Consider the following 15,655-nt stretch of genomic DNA (forward strand, 5'->3'; position numbering starts at 1 on the left):
TTCTAACTCGCCTCTGGCCTCTGCCGATTGCCGATTAGATGCTTTGTCGTCAGATGTTGGGGTCGAAGGTGAAGATCACCAGGGTGCCGAGCAGCACGGTGAAGACCGTGGCGGTACCCATGAGCCCCTTCAGCCAGAGCCGGGTCGAGTCCTTCTCGGCGTAGTCGTTGATGACCTGCCGCATGCCGTTGGCGCCGTGGAGCATGGCGAGCCAGAGCATCGTGAGGTCCCAGACCTGCCAGAACGGCGAGGCCCAGCGGCCGGCCACGAAGGCGAAGCCGATCTTGGAGACGCCGCCGTCGAGCACCAGCATGATCAGCAGGTGGCCGAGGATCAGGACCACGAGGACGATGCCGGACAGGCGCATGAAGAGCCAGGCCAGCATCTCGAAGTTGGTGCGGGTGCGGCGCGGGGTCTTCTCGGTCCGCTTGCGCGGCGGCTCGATGACGAACGCGTCGGCCGGGTTGCCGGTGCCGAGGCCCTTGCCGGTGTGCGCCTGCGCGGAGGGGACGACCAGTGCGTCGGAGTATTCCGTGGACATGTGTCAGCTCACTTCCCGAACCAGGAGATCAGCGTGTGCTGCAGGATCCCGTAGAAGGAGCCGGCCATCAGCACGACCCAGACCGCCACGACGGTCCAGAGCATCTGCTTCTGGTACTTCGGGCCCTTGGACCAGAAGTCCACGGCGACGACCCGCAGGCCGTTGAGGGCGTGGAACAGGATGGCGGCCACCAGGCCGTACTCCATCAGGTTCACGAGAGGAGTCTTGTACGTCTGAATGACGGTGTCGTACGCCTCGGGCGACACTCGCACCAGAGCGGTGTCCAGGACATGGGCGAACAGGAAGAAAAAGATGAGGACGCCGGTGACTCGATGAGCCACCCAGCTCCACATGCCTTCCCGGCCGCGGTACAGCGTTCCAGCCGGCACGGAAAAACCCTCCGGAAGCGATTGGGGGCTCGGCCGGCTTCGGTGTCGGTCAGCCCGGCCAGGTACGGTCCACCGGCCGCCAGCATCCTATCGACGCTGCGTCGCGAACCGCCTCCGGGGGTCGTAGGTGTGATCAATCAGGCACGACTGGCCTAGCCGGACGGGAACCAGCGGCACTTCGGTCGCTCTGGGTGACCGCTCGACTGCGTTACGGTGGCGGCCCGCTCCGCCGCCGACACCCTGCCGAGGCCCCCGTGCCGCTTCGCCCCGCCCGACCGCCCGCCGCCGCCCTCGCGGCCCTGCTGCTGCTCGCCACGGGCTGCACCACGGTCGGCGGCTCCTCCGCGGACCGGGCCGCCGGGCCCGGCCGCGAGCTGTCCGCGGCCGAGCTGCGGGCGGCCGCGGTGGCCGACGCCGACCTCGGGGCGGGCTACACGGTGACGGTGATGACGCCCGGCCACGGCGACACCGGGGCGGGCGCGGGGCGGGAGGTCGCGGACGTCCCGGCCTGCCAGCCGCTGCTGGACGCGGTGACCCCGGCCGCCCCGGCGGCCACCGGCGCCGGGGCCGCCCCGGCCTCGCCGGCCCCGGGCTACCCGTACGCGGAGACGGACCTGAGCGTGGCCCGGGCCGCCGACCCCAGGGGCGGTGTGTACGGCGGGTTGCTCGGCTACCGGGCGGGGCGGGCGGCCGCGCTCCAGGCGGAGCTGGAGAAGCTGTTCGTCCCGTGTGCCGCGTTCACCTCGACGGCCCCGGCGCCGCCCGCCGAGAAGCCGGGGAAGAAGGCGCCGATCCGGACCAGGCACCGGCTGAACCGTGAGGACACGCCCACCCCCGGGGGAGCGGACGCCGCGCTCGGATTCACCCTGACGAATGAATCGGGGAGCGCGGTGCTCTCGCAGCGTGCGGTGCTGGCCCGGATCGGGCCGGCGCTCGCGGTGTTCACCACCTTCGGGGTCGCCGCCGAGCCGGCCGCCGCGCCGGACGAGGTGATCGTCCGGCAGCAGGTGGCCAAGCTGCGGGCCGCGCAGGCGAAGAAGAAGTAGCGGGCGGAGAGGGAGTGGGCGGGATGGGGGAGGAGGCGGCGGCTCAGCGAGCCCCGGCCTCCGAATGGGTGGCGACCAGGTGCTCCAGTCGGGTGAGGGAGATCCGGCGGAGCTCGTCCGCCGAGATCAGCCGCTCCTCGTCCGGGTCGTTGGCGAGCCGGGTGCGGATCGAGGAGAGCACGGTGTCGAGCATCTCCTCCGGGGCCACGCCCTCCAGGCAGACCACGAAGACGTGGCCGAACCTGGCCTCGTACGCGGCGTGGGCGGCCCGCAGCGCGGTGTGCGCGGCCTGGCTGCCCGGTGCCCGCATGCCGAGCAGCGGTTGCGGCATCCAGCTCTCGTCGGCGAGCGCCTCGGCCAGGTCGGCCGGGCGGAGGTCGTAGGAGGCCTCGCTGGCGGCGGCCAGCAGGGACTCTATGTCGGGGTAGGGCCGGTGCGCGGTGAGCCGCAGGGCCCAGCGGTGGCTGCCGCAGCAGGCCAGCAGGGCCTCCTCGGCGGCGCCGGCATCGGCTTCGTTGAAGCGGTGCAGCCCGAGGAGGGTCGGCTCGGAGCTTGGATCGAGCCGCTGTGGCGGGATGTCGCTGGCCAGCGGGTCCTCCTCGTGAGGGCGGGAAGGTGCCGGTGAAGTGGGGTGGGGTGAAGCAGCTGAAGTATGGGGGCTGCGGGCGGCGTCACGGCGCCGGTCGGGCAGCTCCTCAAAGGTAGTTGAGCCGTCATCAGTTGGGGAGGGCGCGCGCGGGATTCATCCGGACGAGCTATCAAGTTGTGACGTTGACATCTTCGTGTCAGCGCCCTCCCCACATTCATCTGTCAATCCGCCACCTGTCGACCCGGCGTCCCCGCCTCAGGAGGGCGCCTCTGGCGAGGCTCGCCAGAGGCGTACGGGGTAGCCGGGTCGCCGGTGGATCCGACCGCTGTCAGCCGCGGTGGACCTTGTGGTTGGCGGCCTGGGCGCGGGGGCGGACGACCAGGAGGTCGATGTTGACGTGCGGGGGGCGGGTGACCGCCCAGGCCACGGTGTCGGCGATGTCCTCCGAGGTCAGCGGCTCGGCCACGCCGGCGTACACGGCCGCGGCCTTCTCCTCGTCGCCGCGGAAGCGGGTGACCGCGAAGCCCTCGGACTTCACCATGCCGGGGGCGATCTCGATCACCCGGATCGGCTCCCCGCACAGCTCCAGGCGCAGCGTCGCCGCGATGGTGTGCGCGGCGTGCTTGGCCGCGACGTAGCCGCCGCCGCCCTCGTACGCGGCCAGCGCGGCGGTCGAGGAGAGCACCAGCACGGTGCCGTCGCCGGTGGCCCGCAGGGCCGGCAGCAGCGCCTGCGTCACGTGCAGCACGCCGAGCACGTTCACCTCGTACATGGCCCGCCAGTCGGCCGGGTCGCCGTGCTCGACCGTCTCGGCGCCGATCGCCCCGCCGGCGTTGTTCACCAGTACGTCGACCCAGCCGACCTCGGCCGCGAAGGCGTCCACGGCGGCCCGGTCGGTGACGTCGAGCGTGACCGCCCTGGCCGAACCGCCCCCGTCGACGATCTCCTTGGCCAGCGCCTCGATCCGCTCGGTCCGCCGGGCGGTCAGCACCACGTCGAAGCCCTCGGCCGCCAGCCGGCGGGCGGTCGCCGCGCCGATTCCGCTGCTGGCACCGGTGACCACGGCCACCTTCTGCTCGGTCATTGCCACTCCCTGGGGCTCATCCGGTCGTTCACCCGATCATCTCAACCGCCTCCGCGCCCGCGCCGACCGGTCCCGCTCCGGGTCCTGTCCTACATTGCGAGGACCGACCGATGCCCCCGCCGATCCCGTGGAGGGACCTCATGGCAGCCGAGCCGCGCCGCGCCGAGTCAGGTTTCCCGATCGAGCCGCTGTACGGCCCGGAGGCGCTGGCCGACTGGGATCCGGCGAGCAGGCTCGGCCGGCCGGGGGAGTACCCGTACACCCGGGGCGTCTACCCGACGATGTACGCAGGGCGGCCGTGGACGATGCGCCAGTACGCGGGCTTCGGCACCGCCGCCGAGTCCAACGCCCGCTACCGGCAGCTGATCGCGGGCGGCGGCACCGGCCTGTCGGTGGCCTTCGACCTGCCCACCCAGATGGGCTACGACTCGGACGCGCCGCTCGCCGCCGGGGAGGTGGGCAAGGTGGGCGTGGCCGTCGACAGCGTCGAGGACCTGGCCGTGCTGTTCGACGGCATCCCGCTGGGCGGGGTGTCCACCTCGATGACCATCAACGCGCCCGCCGCCCTGCTCCTGCTGCTCTACCAACTGGTCGGCGAGGCCCAGGGGGTGGCGCCGGCCCGGCTGACCGGCACGGTCCAGAACGACGTGCTGAAGGAGTACATCGCCCGGGGCACGTACATCTTCCCGCCGCAGCCCTCGCTGCGGCTGGTCGCGGACGTCTTCCGGTACTGCCGGGCGGAGATCCCGCGCTGGAACACCATCTCCATCTCCGGCTACCACATGGCCGAGGCCGGGGCGGATCCGGCGCAGGAGATCGCCTTCACGCTGGCCAACGGCATCGCCTACGTCCGTACCGCGATCGCCGCCGGGATGGCGGTGGACGACTTCGCCCCCCGGCTCTCGTTCTTCTTCGTGGCCCGGGTCACGCTGCTGGAGGAGGTGGCCAAGTTCCGTGCCGCCCGCCGGATCTGGGCCAGGGTGATGCGGGAGGAGTTCGGCGCGAAGGACCCGCGCTCGTGGATGCTGCGCTTCCACACCCAGACCGCCGGGGTGCAGCTCACCGCCCAGCAGCCCGAGCTGAACCTGGTCCGGGTCTCGGTGCAGGCGCTCGCCGCGGTGTTCGGCGGCACCCAGTCGCTGCACACCAACGGCTTCGACGAGGCGATCGCGCTGCCCACCGAGAAGGCCGCCCGGCTCGCCCTGCGGACCCAGCAGGTGCTCGCCCACGAGACCGACGTGACCGCCACCGTCGACCCGTTCGCCGGCTCGTACGCGGTCGAGTCACTGACCGACGAGGTGGAGGCCGCCGCGCTGGCGCTGATGGCCCGGGTCGAGGAGCTGGGCGGCGCGGTGGCCGCGATCGAGCAGGGCTTCCAGAAGGCCGCGATCGAGCGCACCGCCTACCGGATCCAGCAGGAGACCGACTCCGGCGAGCGGACGGTGGTCGGTGTCAACCGCTTCCGGCTGGACGCCGAGGAGCCGTACCGGCCGCTGCGGGTGGATCCGGCGGTCGAGCGGCAGCAGGCCGAGCGGCTGTCCCGGCTGCGCGCCGGGCGGGACCGCGGGGCCGTCACCCGGGCGCTGGACGGGCTGCGCCGCACCGCGGAGGGGACGGGGAACGTGCTGTACCCGATGAAGGAGGCGCTGGCCGCGCGGGCCACCGTCGGCGAGGTCTGCGACGCCCTGCGGGAGGTGTGGGGCGTGTACGCCCCGGTGGAGCGCTTCTGACGCCTGGTCAATGAGGGGGTGGCCGTGACCGCCGCTCCGGGTGATCGTTGCACAGGGCAAGCAACCGGGGAAGGCGGCTGAAACGAGATGTCATACCCACCTGTTCGGCCGGTATGCGCCCATCCGGGGACTAGTTTTCCGGAAGTCGGGCCAAATCCCCCCAACAGGCCTACCCTTGTTGAGATGAACCGTCCTGAGCCCGCTCAGCCGGGCGCCACTCTGGCCACCGCACGCCCCGCCGCCGAACTGCGCGCCCGGGTCCGGGGGCTGGAGTCCGAGCTGATCGCCTTCCGCCGTGACCTGCACCGGCACCCGGAGCTCGGCCGCCAGGAGTTCCGCACCACCGGCCTGCTCCGCGACCGGCTGGTGGCGGCCGGCCTGAGCCCGCGGGTGCTGCCCGGCGGCACCGGCCTGATCGTCGACGTCGTCCCGGCCGGCACCGCCCCCGGCACCGAGTTCCTGGCCTTCCGCGCCGACATCGACGCGCTGCCGATCGACGACGCCAAGACCGGGGTGCCGTACCGCTCGACCGTCCCCGGCCGGGCCCACGCCTGCGGCCACGACGTGCACACCGCGGTGGTGCTCGGCACCGCCCTGGTGCTGGCCGAGGCCGCCCGCACCGGCGAACTGCGCCGTCCCGTCCGGCTGGTGTTCCAGCCGGCCGAGGAGGTCCTGCCGGGCGGTGCGCTGGACGTGATCAAGGCCGGGGGGATGGACGGCGTCGGCCGGATCTTCGCGGTGCACTGCGACCCCAAGGTGGAGGTGGGCCGGATCGCCCTGCGCACCGGGGCGATCACCTCGGCCTGCGACCGCCTGGTGCTGCACCTGGACGGCCCCGGCGGGCACACCGCCCGCCCGCACCTGACCACCGACCTGGTGGCCGCGGTCGCCCGGATGGCCGCCGACCTGCCGGGCGCGCTCGCCCGCCGGATGGACCCGCGCTGGGGCGTCAGCCTGGTCTGGGGCCGGATCGCCTCCGGCTCCGCGCCCAACGTCATCCCGCAGCACGCCGAACTGGAGGGCACCGTCCGCTGCCTGGAGCTGGACGGCTGGCGCGAGGCGCCCGACCTGCTGCACGAGCTGATCGCCAAGCTCGCCGAGACCTACCGGGCGAAGTGGACGCTGGACTACCACCGGGGGGTGCCGCCGGTGGTCAACGAGGCGGTCTCGGTCGCCCTGCTGGACGCGGCGATGACCGACCGGTTCGGCCGGGAGGGCGCGCAGGTGGTGGAGAGCACCGAGCAGAGCCTGGGCGGCGAGGACTTCTCCTGGTACCTGGAGCACGCCCCGGGCGCGCTGGCCCGGCTCGGCGTCCGCACCCCCGGTGACACCACCGTCCGCGACCTGCACCAGGGCCGCTTCGACGCCGACGAGCGCGCGATCGGGATCGGCGTGGAGCTGTTCGCGGCGCTCGCCCTGGACGAGCCGCGGGACTGAGTCACGGGACCGAGCTGCGGACTGAGTCGCGAACTGAGCTGCGGAGACCGAACGGCAGGACCGAGCCACAGGACCGGGTCTCGAACTGAGCTGCGAAAACCGAACAGCAGGACTGGGCCGCGGGATTGAGCGGCGCACGCCGTCCCCGGCCATCTCCCCGGGCACCGCGTGAACGCCCCCGAGGGCGACCCCCCGGGCGACCGGCCGGCACCCCATCGCGGTGACCGGCCGGTTTACCGCCATCCGGGGTTATCGAACGGTTCCGTAGACTGAGCCGCAAAACCAGCTTTGGATCACCGTCCGCGCACGGGAATAGGGCCTTGGGAAGACCGTGAGACCACGGTTTGATAACAACCCGAATGGTCCGGCACCCCGTAACCCAACCGTGTTCTACGCGCGTTACGGTGGCGTCCGACCACGCTAATCAGGTGCGTGTGAGAAGGAGATACTCCCTTGCGCCGTTCAATGAAGCTCGCTGCGGTTGTGCTCTCGGGTTCCCTGGGCATGGCCTCGCTCGCCGCTTGCGGCGCAAAGAGCACTGACAGCAACACCTCCTCCGGTTCGGGCGACGGCTCGATCAAGGTCGGTATGGCCTACGACATCGGCGGCCGTGGCGACCAGTCGTTCAACGACTCCGCCGCCCGCGGTCTCGACAAGGCCAAGGCCGACCTCGGCGTCGCGGTCACCGAGGCCGACGCCAAGACCGGTGAGGCCGAGGCTGACAAGGAGACCCGCCTCAAGAACCTGATCGACGGCGGTTACAAGACGATCATCGCGGTCGGCTTCGTCTACCAGCAGGCGGTCGACAAGGTCGCCAAGGACAACCCGAACGTCAAGTTCGCGATCATCGACTCGAACGACAAGGACCAGCCGTCCAACGTCACTTCGCTGGTCTTCGCCGAGCAGGAGGGTTCGTACCTCGCCGGCGTCGCCGCCGCGAACAAGTCGAAGTCCAAGCACGTCGGCTTCATCGGCGGTGTGCAGACCGAGCTGATCAAGAAGTTCGAGGCCGGTTACAAGGCGGGTGTGAAGTCCGTCGACGCGAACATCCAGGTCGAGACCACCTACCTGACCACGCCTCCGGACTTCACCGGCTTCAACTCGCCCGACAAGGGCAAGGAGGCCGCGCAGGGCCAGCTCGACAAGGGCGCGGACGTCATCTACGCCGCCGCCGGCTCCTCCGGCAACGGCGCCATCGAGGCCGTCGCCAACAAGCAGGGCGCCTACGCCATCGGCGTCGACTCCGACCAGGCCGCCCAGCCGGCCCTGGCGAAGTACAAGAACAGCATCCTCACCTCGATGGTGAAGAACGTCGACAACGCGGTCTTCTCCTACATCGAGTCGGTCAAGAAGGGCCAGCCGTTCACCGGCATCAAGCTCTTCGACCTGAAGGCCGAGGGCGTCTCGCTCGCCACCACCGGCGGCAAGCTCGACGACATCCAGGACAAGCTGAAGGCCGCCACCACGGCGATCACCTCCGGCGCCACCACCGTCCCGACCGCGCCGGCCCAGTAAGGCCCGCGCGTCCCGGACGCACCAGCGACTGCCGCCTGCCCGGCAGCGCGACGAACGACAGAGCATCACGGGAGGGGCCCGGCAGGGTGCGCTCAACGCGTACCCCCGGGCCCCGTCCCGTCCCCCCGTCTTCCCCTTGGCCCTCCCAGCGCAACGACGCGCCTCCAGACCACCAGGAGATCGCCATCACCGCATCCGACCCCGTCCCCCCGCGCGAGGACGGTACCCCCAGCGCGGGGACGGCGACATCGGCCGTCGAACTGCGCGGCATCACCAAGCGCTTCCCCGGTGTCGTGGCCAACCACGACATCAACCTCACCGTCCGCAGCGGTACCGTGCACGCCCTCATGGGTGAGAACGGCGCCGGCAAGTCGACGCTGATGAAGATCCTCTACGGCATGCAGAAGCCGGACGAGGGCACCATCGCGATCAACGGCGAGACGTGCGAGTTCAACACCCCGGGCGACGCCATCTCCCGCGGCATCGGCATGGTCCACCAGCACTTCATGCTGGCCGACAACCTCACCGTGTGGGAGAACGTCGTCCTCGGCGGCGAGAAGCTCCACGGCATCGGCGCCAAGGCGAAGGCGAAGATCAAGGAGATCTCCGACCAGTACGGCCTGGGCGTGCGCCCGGACGCCCTGGTCGAGGACCTCGGCGTCGCCGACCGCCAGCGCGTCGAGATCCTCAAGGTGCTCTACCGCGGCGCCAAGATCCTGATCCTCGACGAGCCGACGGCCGTGCTCGTCCCGCAGGAGGTCGACGCGCTGTTCGACAACCTGCGCGAGCTCAAGTCCGAGGGCGTCACCGTCATCTTCATCTCGCACAAGCTGCACGAGGTGCTGGCGGTGGCCGACGCGATCAGCGTGATCCGGCGCGGCACCACGGTCGGCGACGCCGACCCGAAGGCCGTCACCGCCCGTCAGCTGGCCGAGATGATGGTCGGCGCCGAGCTGCCCTCCCCGGAGAGCCGCGAGTCGACCGTCACCACGACCGAGATGCTCGACGTCAAGGACCTGCGGATCGCCAAGACCGACGCCGAGGGCATCGAGCGCGTCGTCCTCGACGACATCTCGCTGCGCATCCACAAGGGCGAGATCCTCGGCATCGCCGGCGTCGAGGGCAACGGCCAGGCCGAACTGGTCGAGGCCATCATGGGCATGCTGCCGCTGGACGGCGGCACCGTCACCCTGGACGGCAAGGACCTCTCCGGCTCGCTCACCCGGGCCCGGCGCGAGGCCGGCATCGGCTACATCCCCGAGGACCGCCACAAGCACGGCCTGCTGCTGGAGGCCCCGCTCTGGGAGAACCGGATCCTCGGTCACGTCACCGAGGCGCCCAACTCCAAGGGCGTCCTGCTCGACCCGGGCGCCGCCCGCAAGGACACCTGGCGGATCGTCGAGGACTACGACGTCCGCACCCCGGGCATCGAGGTCACCGCGGCCTCCCTCTCCGGCGGCAACCAGCAGAAGCTGATCATCGGCCGCGAGATGAGCCACCAGCCCAAGCTGCTGATCGCCGCGCACCCCACCCGTGGTGTGGACGTCGGCGCGCAGGCGCAGATCTGGGAGCACATCCGGGTCGCCCAGCGGGCCGGCCTGGCCGTCCTGCTGATCTCCGCGGACCTGGACGAGCTGATCGGCCTGTCCGACACCATCCGGGTCATCTACCGCGGGCGCCTGGTCGCCGACGCCGACCCGGCCACCGTCACCGCCGAGGACCTCGGCACCGCCATGACGGGTGCCGCCAGCGGCCACCTCGAGTCCGATGCGGAGGCCGTCGAGCACTTCCACGAGATCCTCGTGGAGGGCACCGAGGCCGAGTCCGACGCCGGCCCCACCGACACCGCCGGCGACCCGCAGGCGGGGGAGTAACCCACATGACCAGTCCCAACACCGCCGCCAAGCGCAGCCTGGCGCAGCGGATCAGCGGTGAGCGGATCGTGCTCGCACTGGCGGCGCCGGTGCTCGCGGTCGTGCTCTCCATCGTGATCTGCTCCGTCCTGCTGGCGACTTCGGGCAAGAACCCGTTCGACGCGTGGAACGTGATGCTCACGTACGCCGGCAAGTCGGACGGCCAAGTGGGGATCCTCAACCGGTCCACCACGTACTACCTGGCCGCCGCTGCCGCCGCCTTCGGGTTCCGGATGAACCTGTTCAACATCGGCGTCGAGGGCCAGTACAAGGTCGCGGCGCTGTTCGCGGCCTTCGTCGGTGCCAAGGTCGACCTGCCGGCGATCATCCAGATCCCGCTGCTGCTGGTCACCGCCATGCTGGTCGGCGGCCTGTACGCGAGCATCGCCGGTCTGCTGAAGGTCTACCGCGGGGTCAGCGAGGTCATCTCGACCATCATGCTGAACTCGATCTCGATCGCGGTCGTCGGCCTGCTGCTCGTCCCCGGCATCTTCGCGCCGAAGACGAGCGCCACCAGCAACTCGATCCAGACCGACCCGATCTCGCAGTCCAGCCACTTCTTCACGATGGAGACGGCGGGTGGCCCGCTCTGGGGCTTCATCTTCATCGCCGCCCTGGTCGGCGTGGTGTTCCAGTTCGCGCTGACCCGCACCCGCTTCGGCTTCGACCTGCGCGCCACCGGCCGCTCGGAGTCGGCCGCGACCGCGTCCGGCGTGAACGTCAAGCGCATGGTGATCATCTCGATGGCGGTCTCCGGCGCGATCGCCGGTCTGATCGGCATGCCCGAGCTGGTGCAGAACTCGTTCTACTACGGCCAGAGCTTCCAGCCCGGTCTGGGCTTCCTCGGCATCTCGATCGCCCTGCTCGGCCGCAACAGCCCGATCGGCATGGCCTTCGCGGCCCTGCTGTTCGCCTTCCTGGACACCACCGGCTCCCAGCTGCCGCTCCAGGGCGGCTTCCCCTTCGAGATCGTCGACGTCATGAAGGGCACCATCGTCATCTGCGTCGTCGTCGCCTACGAACTGGTGCGCCGCTACGGCCTGAAGCGCCAGCAGCAGAAGGTCGGCGCCCAGCTCGCCGCCCAGCTCGCGGCTCAGCTCGCGGCCACTGAGAAGAAGGAGGTGTCCGCATGAGCACGGCTACCGCCGCGCGTCCGAAGGCGCCGGGCGCGCCCACCAAGAAGCGCAAGATGTCCTGGCCGGTGGTGCTGCTGCTGATCGCGGGCGCCCTGGTCCTGTTCTCCGCCGTGGGCATGGCCACCGGCAACCACGCGCTGACCTCCTCCGGTCAGATCACCGCCGCGCTCAGCGCCGCCGTGCCGATCGGCATGGCCGGTCTGGGCGGTCTGTGGTCCGAGCGGGCCGGCGTGGTCAACATCGGCCTCGAAGGCATGATGGTCGCCGGCACCTTCTGCGGTGCCTGGGCCGGCTACCTGGTCAACCCGTGGGTCGGCCTGCTGGCCGGCATGCTCGGCGGCGCGCTCGGCGGTCTGCTGCACGCGCTCGTGACCGTCACCTTCGGCGTCGACCACATCGTCTCCGGCGTCGGCATCAACCTGCTGATCCCCGGCATCTGCGCGTACGTCAACCGGATCTACTACAAGGACTACATCGCGGTCGGCGCGGGTGCGAACCAGTCGCCGCCGGCGGATCCGCTGCCGTACATCACCGTCCCCGGGCTGTCCTCGTGGCTGTCCGACATCGAGAAGCACCACTGGTTCCTGGTCTCGGACGTGGCCGGCGTGGTCGGCGGCCTGGTCACCAACATCTCGGTGGTCGTGCTGGTGGCCGGCGCGATGATCGTGGTCAGCTACTTCGTGCTCTGGCGCACGGTGTTCGGCCTGCGGCTGCGCTCCTGCGGTGAGAACCCGACCGCCGCCGAGTCGCTGGGCGTCAACGTCTACAAGTACAAGTACCTCGCGGTCATCGCCTCCGGCGCCTTCGCGGGCCTCGGCGGTGCGTACCTCTCGCTGGTCGCGGCGCACTTCTACAAGGACGGCCAGACCCTCGGCCGCGGCTTCATCGGCCTCGCCGCGATGATCTTCGGCAACTGGATGCCGGGCGGCCTCGCCATGGGCGCCGGCCTGTTCGGCTTCACCGACAGCCTCCAGCTGCGCGACCCGGAGTCGGTGCACGTGCTGATCCTGACCGTCGCCATCGCGATGGCGCTGCTCGCGCTCTGGCAGCTGTACCGGCGCAAGTTCACCGGTGCGGCGATCTCCTTCGTGGTCGCCGGCGGTCTCGGCGCCTGGTACGCGCTCACCGACGAGGTGCAGCGCCCGCTGATCGTCGCCACGCCGTACGTGATCACCCTGGTGGTGCTCTCGCTGGCCTCCCAGCGGCTGCGGATGCCGAAGGCCGACGGCCAGATCTACCGCAAGGGCCAGGGCAAGTGACGGCGCCTGCGGCGTCGGCCGCGATCGACTGGGAGCGGCTGCGCGCGGCCGCGCGCGAGGCGATGACCCACGCGTACGCCCCGTACAGCAAGTTCCCGGTCGGCGCGGCCGCGCTGGTGGACGACGGGCGGCTGGTCACCGGCTGCAACGTCGAGAACGCCTCGTACGGGCTCGGGCTGTGCGCCGAGTGCGGGCTGGTGTCCGCGCTGCACGCCACCGGCGGCGGCCGGCTGACGGCCTTCACCTGCGTCGACGGCGCGGGCGAACTGCTGATGCCGTGCGGGCGCTGCCGCCAGCTGCTCTACGAGCACGGCGGGCCGGAACTGCTGATCGAGCTGCCCTCCGGGATCCGCCCGATGAGTGAGGTCCTGCCCGACGCGTTCGGGCCGGAACGGCTCTAGCTTCGACAATTGTTACGCGCGTAGAGTGTCGCGAGTGGGCCGGAACCCGGTCATCTCGCGACACTCTTCGCTTTTGAAACCCCTCTTGGAGCACGCATGGACGCCATCTCCGTCATCAGGACCAAGCGCGACAGCGGAGAGCTGAGCGACGCTCAGATCGACTGGGTCATCGACGCCTACACCCGCGGCGAGGTCGCCGACGAGCAGATGTCCGCCCTGGCCATGGCGATCCTGCTGAACGGCATGAAGCCGCACGAGATCAGCCGCTGGACCGACGCCATGATCCGCTCCGGCGTCCGGATGGACTTCTCCTCGCTGCCGCTGCCCACCAGTGACAAGCACTCCACCGGCGGCGTCGGCGACAAGATCACCCTTCCGCTCGCCCCGCTCGTCGCCGCCTGCGGCGCCGCCGTCCCGCAGCTCTCCGGCCGCGGCCTCGGCCACACCGGCGGCACCCTCGACAAGCTGGAGTCCATCCCCGGCTGGCGCGCCCTGCTCTCCAACGAGGAGATGCTCGACGTCCTGCGCTCCACCGGCGCGGTCATCTGCGCCGCCGGTGACGGCCTCGCGCCCGCCGACAAGAAGCTCTACGCGCTGCGCGACGTCACCGGCACCGTCGAGGCCATCCCGCTGATCGCCTCCTCGATCATGTCCAAGAAGATCGCCGAAGGCACCGGCGCCCTGGTCCTGGACGTCAAGGTCGGCTCCGGCGCCTTCATGAAGAACATCGACAACGCCCGCGAACTCGCCCGCACCATGGTCGGCCTGGGCACCAACGCCGGCGTGAACACCGTCGCCCTGCTCACCGACATGTCCACCCCGCTCGGCCTCACCGCCGGCAACGCGCTGGAGGTCCGCGAGTCGATCGAGGTGCTGGCCGGCGGCGGCCCCGCCGACGTCGTCGAGCTCACCCTCGCCCTCGCCCGCGAGATGCTCGCCGCGGCCGGCGTGCACGGCAAGGACCCGGCCGACGCGCTGCGCGACGGCTCCGCGATGGACCACTGGCGCCGCATGATCGCCGCCCAGGGCGGCGACGTCGACGCCCCGCTCCCGGTCGCCCGCGAGCAGCACGTCATCCCGGCGCCCGCCTCCGGCGTCCTCACCGAGCTCGACGCCTACGCCGTCGGCGTCTGCGCCTGGCGCCTCGGTGCCGGCCGCGCCCGCAAGGAGGACCCGGTCCAGGCCGGCGCCGGCGTCGAGATGCACGCCAAGCCCGGCGACACCGTCGTGGCCGGCCAGCCCCTGCTGACCCTGCACACCGACACCCCCGAGCGCTACGACTACGCCATCGAGGCGCTGGCCGGCGGCATCGCGGTCTCCCCGGCCGGCACGGCCTTCACCCCGAACCCGATCGTCCTCGACCGCATCGCGTGACGGCTTGATTACCCCATGTGCGGCAGCGTGTCCTACGCTGCCGCACATGGGAGTTGACCGCTTCACGGTCGAGATCGAACCGGAGGAGGGGCGGCGATGAACCACCTCCAGTGGAAGACCGCTCACACGCGTGCGCTGCTGGGCGAGCAGGTCGAAGAACCGCCCGAGGTGGTCGAGCACCGGCGGGAGATCCGCTATGCGCTGGCCTTCGGACAGGCTCTCTACGACCGCCGCACTGTTCTCGGCTTGTCGCAGGCCGAAGTGGCCCGCCGCGCGAACATGACCGAGGCGGAGATCGAGAACATCGAGGGAGCCGACACAGTCCCCACCCTGTTGCTGCTGGAAAAGCTGGCGGTGGCTCTGGAAGCCGAGTTGGACCTCCACGTGGTGCCCGGCGCCGATACGAAGCTTCGCTTTCACGCGCCGGCTGCATGAGGGACCGACGGAGCCCCTACCTGGTTGTCGGGTAGGGGCTCTTTCCGTGTATTGAGGCCCGGTCGGCCGGTGTCCTGCGCGCGGGGGCTCAGGCGTAAGTCCGCAGGACGCTGGTGTCGAGCGTCCAGGGGCCGACGGTGATCTTGTCGCCGAAGACGAAGTCCTTGCGGCGGGTGTAGCCGGGCTCGTCGTGCACGATGCCGGTGCCCTTGCGGGGATCGACCAGGAGATACAACGGGATGCCCATCGCCGCGTAGTCGTGGACCTTGTTGTGGTAGTCGTTCTCGGGGTTGGACTTGGAGACGATTTCCACGACGAGAAGGATCTCGTGGGGGAGGAAGGCCGGGTCGTCGTCGTCCAGCGCCGCGTCGGGGAACACCATCAGGTCGGGATTCCGAAGCCGACCGAGGCCGACGTCCTCCAGGTCCGCGCCACCGTGGGCGATGTAGCCGGGGTGGGTCTGCGGTAGCTGGGCATTGAGCTGCTGTGCCAGGCGGATGACGGCGAGCTCGTGACGTTTCACGGGTGACATCATCATGACGATCTCGCCGTCGGCGATCTCGATCTTCCCTATCCCCGGCACCTTCGGCAGCTGATCCGCGATCTCGCGCAACCGGGCGTACACAGCAGGATCGATGCTCATGTCCCGGAGTGTATCCGCGGCGACTGTCAGGGGCGGTTGAAGACGTCGTGGGTGCCGATCCGGCGCCAGACGATGTGCGGGTCCCCGTCCTGGACGGGGTGGCCGTAGTGGAAGATGGCCCGGCCGTCCGGGGCCCAGGTCAGCTCCCAGATGTCCGGGTGGC

15 protein-coding genes are annotated in these 15,655 nt (G+C 70.7%); 10 read left to right on the plus strand and 5 right to left on the minus strand.

Features of this window, described 5'->3' with window-relative positions; genetic code table 11:
• Nucleotides 1-49 precede the first annotated feature (49 nt).
• Together OG556_RS21295 and sdhC are read right to left on the minus strand one after the other, a co-directional pair.
• Nucleotides 50-541, minus strand: a complete 492-nt coding sequence (locus OG556_RS21295; protein ID WP_371518499.1) for a succinate dehydrogenase hydrophobic membrane anchor subunit — start codon at nt 539-541, stop codon at nt 50-52.
• Nucleotides 542-549: 8 nt separating this feature from the next.
• Complete coding sequence (gene sdhC / locus OG556_RS21300) at nt 550-930, minus strand: succinate dehydrogenase, cytochrome b556 subunit (RefSeq protein WP_063349043.1); 381 nt, start codon at nt 928-930, stop codon at nt 550-552.
• A 254-nt stretch (nt 931-1,184) separates the two neighbouring features.
• Between sdhC and OG556_RS21305 the strand changes: the two genes are divergently transcribed.
• Nucleotides 1,185-1,976 carry a hypothetical protein gene (locus tag OG556_RS21305; protein ID WP_371518500.1) on the plus strand — a complete coding sequence of 264 codons (792 nt, stop codon included), beginning with the start codon at nt 1,185-1,187 and terminating at the stop codon, nt 1,974-1,976.
• Between the two features lie 43 nt (nt 1,977-2,019).
• On the opposite strand, the gene OG556_RS21310 is transcribed toward OG556_RS21305, so the two are convergent.
• Together OG556_RS21310 and OG556_RS21315 are read right to left on the minus strand one after the other, a co-directional pair.
• Nucleotides 2,020-2,718, minus strand: coding sequence for a 2-oxo-4-hydroxy-4-carboxy-5-ureidoimidazoline decarboxylase (locus OG556_RS21310; protein WP_371522789.1), 699 nt, complete (start codon nt 2,716-2,718; stop codon nt 2,020-2,022).
• Between the two features lie 175 nt (nt 2,719-2,893).
• Complete coding sequence (locus OG556_RS21315; RefSeq protein WP_371518501.1) at nt 2,894-3,649, minus strand: SDR family oxidoreductase; 756 nt, start codon at nt 3,647-3,649, stop codon at nt 2,894-2,896.
• A 140-nt stretch (nt 3,650-3,789) separates the two neighbouring features.
• Here OG556_RS21315 and OG556_RS21320 point away from each other — a divergent pair, with 140 nt between their 5' ends.
• The 9 genes from OG556_RS21320 to OG556_RS21360 all read left to right on the plus strand — a co-directional run bounded on the left by OG556_RS21320 (nt 3,790) and on the right by OG556_RS21360 (nt 14,849).
• A complete protein-coding gene (locus OG556_RS21320) occupies nt 3,790-5,379 on the plus strand; it encodes a methylmalonyl-CoA mutase (RefSeq protein ID WP_371518502.1) in 1,590 nt (529 codons plus the stop codon).
• A gap of 183 nt (nt 5,380-5,562) precedes the next feature.
• Nucleotides 5,563-6,816, plus strand: a complete 1,254-nt coding sequence (locus OG556_RS21325; RefSeq protein ID WP_371518503.1) for an amidohydrolase — start codon at nt 5,563-5,565, stop codon at nt 6,814-6,816.
• 453 nt (nt 6,817-7,269) lie between these two features.
• On the plus strand, nt 7,270-8,331 hold the full coding sequence (locus OG556_RS21330) for a BMP family protein (protein WP_371518504.1): 1,062 nt from the start codon (nt 7,270-7,272) through the stop codon (nt 8,329-8,331).
• A gap of 347 nt (nt 8,332-8,678) precedes the next feature.
• The gene (locus tag OG556_RS21335) at nt 8,679-10,205 is read left to right on the plus strand and encodes an ABC transporter ATP-binding protein (RefSeq protein ID WP_371522791.1); all 1,527 of its coding nucleotides are present in this window, start codon (nt 8,679-8,681) and stop codon (nt 10,203-10,205) included.
• Between the two features lie 5 nt (nt 10,206-10,210).
• A complete protein-coding gene (locus OG556_RS21340) occupies nt 10,211-11,377 on the plus strand; it encodes an ABC transporter permease (RefSeq protein ID WP_363580228.1) in 1,167 nt (388 codons plus the stop codon).
• Nucleotides 11,374-12,639 (plus strand): ABC transporter permease, encoded by a 1,266-nt coding sequence (locus OG556_RS21345; RefSeq protein WP_350877261.1) that lies wholly within the window; start codon nt 11,374-11,376, stop codon nt 12,637-12,639. Before OG556_RS21340 ends, OG556_RS21345 begins: the two co-directional genes overlap by 4 nt.
• Nucleotides 12,636-13,040 carry a cytidine deaminase gene (locus tag OG556_RS21350; RefSeq protein ID WP_063349052.1) on the plus strand — a complete coding sequence of 135 codons (405 nt, stop codon included), beginning with the start codon at nt 12,636-12,638 and terminating at the stop codon, nt 13,038-13,040. The genes OG556_RS21345 and OG556_RS21350 overlap by 4 nt, the downstream gene beginning before the upstream one ends.
• Nucleotides 13,041-13,136: 96 nt before the next feature.
• Entirely contained in the window at nt 13,137-14,414 is a 1,278-nt protein-coding gene (locus tag OG556_RS21355; protein WP_371518505.1) for a thymidine phosphorylase, read from the plus strand.
• Nucleotides 14,415-14,510: 96 nt separating this feature from the next.
• Nucleotides 14,511-14,849, plus strand: a complete 339-nt coding sequence (locus OG556_RS21360) for a helix-turn-helix domain-containing protein (protein WP_371518507.1) — start codon at nt 14,511-14,513, stop codon at nt 14,847-14,849.
• An 88-nt stretch (nt 14,850-14,937) separates the two neighbouring features.
• Here the strand turns inward: OG556_RS21360 and OG556_RS21365 are convergent, their stop codons facing one another.
• Nucleotides 14,938-15,492 carry a Uma2 family endonuclease gene (locus OG556_RS21365; RefSeq protein WP_371518508.1) on the minus strand — a complete coding sequence of 185 codons (555 nt, stop codon included), beginning with the start codon at nt 15,490-15,492 and terminating at the stop codon, nt 14,938-14,940.
• Between the last annotated feature and the right edge of the window lie 163 nt (nt 15,493-15,655).

The organism is Kitasatospora sp. NBC_01300 (genome assembly GCF_041435235.1).
GTDB lineage: Bacteria > Actinomycetota > Actinomycetes > Streptomycetales > Streptomycetaceae > Kitasatospora.

Excerpts from the sequence above, each read along its gene's own strand:
- OG556_RS21365 (WP_371518508.1), bottom strand. The coding sequence starts at position 15,492 with ATGAGCATCGATCCTGCTGTGTACGCCCGGTTGCGCGAGATCGCGGAT.
- OG556_RS21295 (WP_371518499.1), bottom strand. The coding sequence starts at position 541 with ATGTCCACGGAATACTCCGACGCACTGGTCGTCCCCTCCGCGCAGGCG.
- OG556_RS21315 (WP_371518501.1), bottom strand. The coding sequence starts at position 3,649 with ATGACCGAGCAGAAGGTGGCCGTGGTCACCGGTGCCAGCAGCGGAATC.
- OG556_RS21335 (WP_371522791.1), top strand. The coding sequence starts at position 8,679 with ATGGGTGAGAACGGCGCCGGCAAGTCGACGCTGATGAAGATCCTCTAC.
- OG556_RS21320 (WP_371518502.1), top strand. The coding sequence starts at position 3,790 with ATGGCAGCCGAGCCGCGCCGCGCCGAGTCAGGTTTCCCGATCGAGCCG.
- OG556_RS21325 (WP_371518503.1), top strand. The coding sequence starts at position 5,563 with ATGAACCGTCCTGAGCCCGCTCAGCCGGGCGCCACTCTGGCCACCGCA.
- OG556_RS21360 (WP_371518507.1), top strand. The coding sequence starts at position 14,511 with ATGAACCACCTCCAGTGGAAGACCGCTCACACGCGTGCGCTGCTGGGC.
- OG556_RS21340 (WP_363580228.1), top strand. The coding sequence starts at position 10,211 with ATGACCAGTCCCAACACCGCCGCCAAGCGCAGCCTGGCGCAGCGGATC.
- OG556_RS21345 (WP_350877261.1), top strand. The coding sequence starts at position 11,374 with ATGAGCACGGCTACCGCCGCGCGTCCGAAGGCGCCGGGCGCGCCCACC.
- OG556_RS21355 (WP_371518505.1), top strand. The coding sequence starts at position 13,137 with ATGGACGCCATCTCCGTCATCAGGACCAAGCGCGACAGCGGAGAGCTG.